The sequence below is a fragment of the Sphingomonas sp. CCH9-F2 genome, assembly GCF_001556735.1.
Classification (GTDB): Bacteria; Pseudomonadota; Alphaproteobacteria; order Sphingomonadales; family Sphingomonadaceae; genus Sphingomonas; species Sphingomonas ginsenosidimutans.
Map to the genome: position 1 here is coordinate 1 of NZ_LSJO01000371.1, position 4,933 is coordinate 4,933.

A 4,933-nucleotide genomic window follows, 5' to 3' on the forward strand; every position below is an offset into this window, starting at 1 on the left:
GAACAGGAACGCGAGCGGCAGCGCGATGGCGACGGGCAGCGCCGCCACGCCGACGAAGCCCGCGCGCCAGCCGAAAGTCTGCGTGAGCCACACGACATAGGGCGGGGCGACGATCGCGATCAGCCCGGTGCCGGACAGGGCAATGGCGAGCGCGAGGCCGCGGTGCCGGTCGAACCGGCCGGCGATCGCGCGGGTCCACGCGATCGGCCCGCTGCCGCCGCCGAGCGTGGCGATGAGGGCATAGGCCAGGTAGAATAGCCAGATCTGCCCGCCGTTGCTTGCGGCCAGCAGAAAGCCGATCGCGACACCGACAAGGCCGATCAGCGCTATCGGGCGCGCCCCGTAGCGCTCGATCAGATGGCCGACGACCGGCGCGAACAGGCCGCCCAGCCCGCTGCTGAAAAGCAGCGCGGTCTGCACGTCCGCGCGCGACCAGCCGAATTCGCGACCCAGTGGATCGACGAAGGCGCCAATCGAATAGACCGCGATGCCGACCAATCCGAAGGCGATGCCTGCGACGCAGGCGATGAGCAGCCGGTATCCGCTCGCGAATTCTCCGGTGGCACGCGATGGCGCAGACGGCATCGGCGTCGATCCTCTCCTGACCGGGCGCGCCACCTGGATGGTCCGGCCGCTGCCCGATTGTCAGGATGGTCCGCTTGGACCTCGCCTGTCAACGCTAGTGTTGCAAACGTCAGTGATATGGGTCTTCGAGTCCCGACAGGATCATGTCGGCATAGGTTCGGCCGATCTGTTCGGCACTGACGTCGCTCTTGTCGGGGCGGAACCAGCGGTGGGTCCAGCCGATCACGCCGAAGATGCCGTTCGCGACAATCTCTGCCGGCCCCAGGTTGCGCAGGCTCTTGTCGGCATAGCCCTGTTCGATGATCGCGATCATGCTGTCACCGGTCGCGCGGTTGATCGCGCGCATGTCCTTCGACCACTGCGACCGCGCATCGCTGACGTGGCTGAGGTTCTCGCGAATGTAGATGTAGAACAGCGGATAATGTTCGCCGTACGACGTCATCAGCATGACGATCAGGTCGCGCAGCTTGCGGCGCGGCGACATATCGCTCGATTCGATCTGCTTGGCGAGTGCGCAGTTGCGTTCGACGACGGTGCGGACGATCTCGTCAAACAGCTGTTCTTTCGACGAAATATAGTAATAGAGCGAGGCGCGATCGACGCCCATTTCTTCGGCCACCGCGGCGATGCTGGCGCGTTCGAAACCCAGGCGGTTGAACACGCGCACCGCGGCCTCGGCGATTTCCTGGCGCTTGGCGCTGTAGGAGGCGCTGGAATCCTTGCGAGCGGCGGAGCGGCGGCGGCCGATGCCGCTTTCGGTCGCGGGCTGTTTCGTCGTCGTTGCGTCGTCCATGCCTTCCCCCCTTGACCTGTCCAGCTGCTCCGTCAAACTATCAACGTATCTGTTGATCAATTAGTCAAGGGTGGAGAGATCGATATCATGCCATCGAACGGTCCCGATCCGGCGTTCGCGCCGCTGCTGGCCGACCCGCGGACGGCGCTGCGGCCACCGGCGGGCGGCATGGCGATGGCCGAGTATCGCCGTCGGCTCGACCTGCCGATGGCGGCGGTGCGAGGGCCGGCGGTCGCTACGGTCGAAACCATCGCGATCGATACAAGCGTGCGGGCGCGCGTCTACGCCATCAGTGCCGAGCCGAACGGGACGATTCTGTTCCTGCACGGCGGCGGGTTCGTCATCGGTTCGCTCGAAACCCATGACGCGATGTGTCGAACCCTGGCCGTGGCCGGCGGCGCGCGGGTGGTCGCGGTCGAGTATCGCCTGGCGCCCGAGCATCCTTTTCCGGCCGCGTCGGATGATTGCCGGGCGGCGCTGCGTTGGGTGGTCGGGCAATATGGGAAGGACGGCATTGCGCTGTGCGGCGATAGCGCCGGGGGGCATCTCGCCGTCGGGCTGGCCCTGTACGCGGCAGCCGAAGATACACCGATCGCGGCGCTCGGGCTACTTTATCCGGTCGTCGCGCCGGAAGGCGACGGCGAAAGCTGGGCGCGATTCGGGACCGGGCATATCCTGACCCGCGACTGGATGCGCTGGGCATGGTCCGCCTATCTCGGCGATCCAGACACGATGTCGTCGCAACCGTCGCTGCTTGCCGCCGATCTGGCGCGCCTGCCGCCGACGCGGATCATCGTCGCAGAATGCGACCCGTTGCGCGATGAAGGCGAGGCGCTGGGGCGGGCGATCGCCTCCGCCGGGGGCGCCGTAAACCTGACCTGCGCACCGGGCATGATCCACGGTTTCGCCAGCCTGGCGATGCTGACGCCGGCCGCCGGTGACGCCCTAACCGAGCTTGCACGATATTTCTGTCAACATATGCGTTGACAGATTGCGGTGGGCCTGATTAGTTGGTCGCAACAGCGGCGCGGGATTTCCTGTGTACGCCAGGCGAGACGAGGCGATGACGCAGCGATCGGGAGAGAATGCACCGGACTGGCTGGCGGACGCCATCGCGCAGGCGAATATCCCGACGCTCGCCTGCGTCCTGGTCCACCTGACCGGCGACCGCGGCTGGGTCGAGGGGCGGTTCGTGCCCACCCGGACGCGCGGCCTCGACGACAATGATGACGGCGGTCTGCCTGACGCGATCCAGGCGGAAATTCGCACGGCAGCGTTGACGGCGATCGCCGACTGGTTCCGTGACGGCCGGGTCGCGCTGGTCGATCCCTCCGACGACCTATTGGTCGAGATGATGAGCGTGTCGCTCGGCGAGACGATCCCGCCCGATTATGCGGCGATGATCCGCCACGAACTGCAACTCGACGGCGGCGAGGCGCCCGAGGCCAGAAGCGAACCTGCCGTCGCGCCGCCGCCGGGCTTCACCGCGCTCATCATCGGCGCGGGCATTTCGGGGCTGTGTGCCGCGATTCAGTTCGCTGCCGCCGGTATCCCCTATCGCATCGTCGAGCGCCGCCCGGCGCTGGGCGGGGTGTGGTTCGAGAATCGCTATCCGGGCGCGGCCTGCGACGTGCCGAGCCACCTCTATTCCTTTTCCTACGCGCCGTTCCAATGGTCGCGTTACTTCGCCGGCAGCCGCGAGATCCACGCGTATCTGGAGGATGTCGCCGACCGCTACGACGTCCGCCGCCACATCCGTTTCGGCGTCGAGGTCACCGAAGCACGGTGGGATGAGGTCGCGCAGCAGTGGCAGGCCGACGTCGTCGATGCCGACGGCGCGCGCGAGACGCTGACCGCCAGCATCATCCTGAGCGGCGTCGGGGCCTTCAACAAGCCGCGCCTGCCGAACGTGCAGGGGATGGACCGGTTCGAGGGGCCGAGCGTCCACACCGCGCGCTATCCCGACGCGGGTCTCGACCTGGCCGGCAAGCGCGTCTTGCTGGTCGGCAACGGCGCGAGCGCGATGCAGGTCGCCCCCGCCATCGCCGATCAGGTCGAAAGCCTGACGATCGTCAACCGCACGCCGCAATGGGTCGCGCCGTTCCCGAAATTCCAGCAGACGATTCCCGAAGCGCTGCAGCGCCTGCTCCAGACGATGCCGCTCTACCGGCTCTGGTACCGCCTGCGGCTGAGCTGGGCGTTCAACGACAAGCAATATGACGCGCTGCGCCAGGACCCGACGTGGGACGGGCAGGGGCGATCGATCAACGCGATCAACGACGCGCATCGCCGTGGCCTGACCGCCTATATCGAGAGCGAACTCGGCGAGCGGCGCGACCTGCTGCCGCAGGTGCTGCCGAGCTATCCGCCGTTCGGCAAGCGCATGTTGCTCGACAACGGCTGGTTCCGCACGCTGGCGCGCCCGCATGTCGAACTGGTGACGGGGGCGGTGACCGAGGTGCTGGCGGACGGCGTCGTCACCAGCGACGGCGCGACGCACCGGGCCGACGCGATCATCTGGGCGACGGGCTTCGATGTCGTCAACCTGCTCGCCCCGATGCGGGTGTTCGGCATCGGCGGGCGTGAGCTGCACCGTGACTGGGACGGCGACGATGCGCGCGCGTATCTGGGGACGGTCGTGCCGGGTTACCCGAATTTCTTCTGCCTCTACGGCCCGAACACGCAATACGGGCACGGCGGCAGCCTGATCTCGGTGCTCGAACGCCAGATGCATTATGTGATGTCGCTGCTGCGGCAGATGTTCGCGAACGGCGTGGCTGTGGTCGACGTGCGGCGTGAGGTGCATGACGCCTACAACGCTAAGGTCGACGAGACGCATGCCGGGCTCGTGTGGACCTACCCCGGCGTCGATGGCTATGTCCGCAATTCGAAGGGGCGGATCGTCGTCAACAACCCCTTCCGCATCATCGACATGTGGCGGATGACCGACACCGCCGACCTGTCCGACTATGACGTGACCTATGGTGCGGATGCGCCTGCGATGGCGGCCGCACGATGAGCGTCGTGGTCAAGCGGCGCGGCCCGGCGCTGGTCATGATGATCGACCGGCCGGCGCAGCGCAACGCGGTGAACCGCACGGTGTCGATGGCGATGGCGGCGGCGCTCGACGAGCTCGATGCCGATCCGGCCCTGCGCGTCGGGATCGTGACGGGCGCCGGCGGCAATTTCTGTTCGGGCATGGACCTGAAGGCGTTCGTCGATGGCGAGCGGCCCGAGCTGGAGGGGCGCGGGTTCGCCGGCGTCACCGAACGCGGTCCGGCCAAGCCGCTGATCGCCGCGGTGGAGGGCTATGCGCTTGCCGGCGGGTGCGAACTGGCGCTGGCGTGCGACCTGATCGTCGCGAGCGAGACCGCGGTGTTCGGTCTGCCCGAGGCGGCGCGCGGGCTCGTCGCCGGATCGGGCGGGCTGGTGCGCTTGCGCGAGCGCATACCCCCCGCGATCGCGCTCGAATATGCGCTGACGGCGAAACGGATGGATGCCGCGACCGCGCAACGCTGGGGGCTGGTCAACCGGCTGGTGCCGGCGGGTCAGGCG

The 4,933-nt window shown here is 67.5% G+C and carries 5 protein-coding genes; 3 read left to right on the forward strand and 2 right to left on the reverse strand.

Annotated elements, in window-relative coordinates:
• Both AX685_RS10700 and AX685_RS10705 read right to left on the reverse strand, forming a co-directional pair.
• Positions 1–585, reverse strand: a 585-nt coding sequence (locus tag AX685_RS10700; RefSeq protein ID WP_156445766.1) for an MFS transporter, incomplete at its 3' end; no start/stop codon positions are given.
• A gap of 109 nt (positions 586–694) precedes the next feature.
• On the reverse strand, positions 695–1,378 hold the full coding sequence (locus tag AX685_RS10705) for a TetR/AcrR family transcriptional regulator (RefSeq protein ID WP_066488430.1): 684 nt from the start codon (positions 1,376–1,378) through the stop codon (positions 695–697).
• Between the two features lie 267 nt (positions 1,379–1,645).
• Here AX685_RS10705 and AX685_RS10710 point away from each other — a divergent pair, with 267 nt between their 5' ends.
• From AX685_RS10710 to AX685_RS10720, 3 genes are all read left to right on the forward strand, one after another.
• Complete coding sequence (locus tag AX685_RS10710) at positions 1,646–2,365, forward strand: alpha/beta hydrolase (RefSeq protein ID WP_070321686.1); 720 nt, start codon at positions 1,646–1,648, stop codon at positions 2,363–2,365.
• 52 nt (positions 2,366–2,417) lie between these two features.
• Entirely contained in the window at positions 2,418–4,397 is a 1,980-nt protein-coding gene (locus AX685_RS10715) for a flavin-containing monooxygenase (RefSeq protein WP_197418568.1), read from the forward strand.
• Positions 4,394–4,933 (forward strand): enoyl-CoA hydratase-related protein (locus tag AX685_RS10720; protein ID WP_066488438.1); only part of this gene is annotated, 540 nt, incomplete at its 3' end. The genes AX685_RS10715 and AX685_RS10720, both read left to right, overlap by 4 nt.

Coding starts and splice junctions, on each gene's coding strand:
- AX685_RS10705 (WP_066488430.1), bottom strand. CDS start 1,378: ATGGACGACGCAACGACGACGAAACAGCCCGCGACCGAAAGCGGCATC.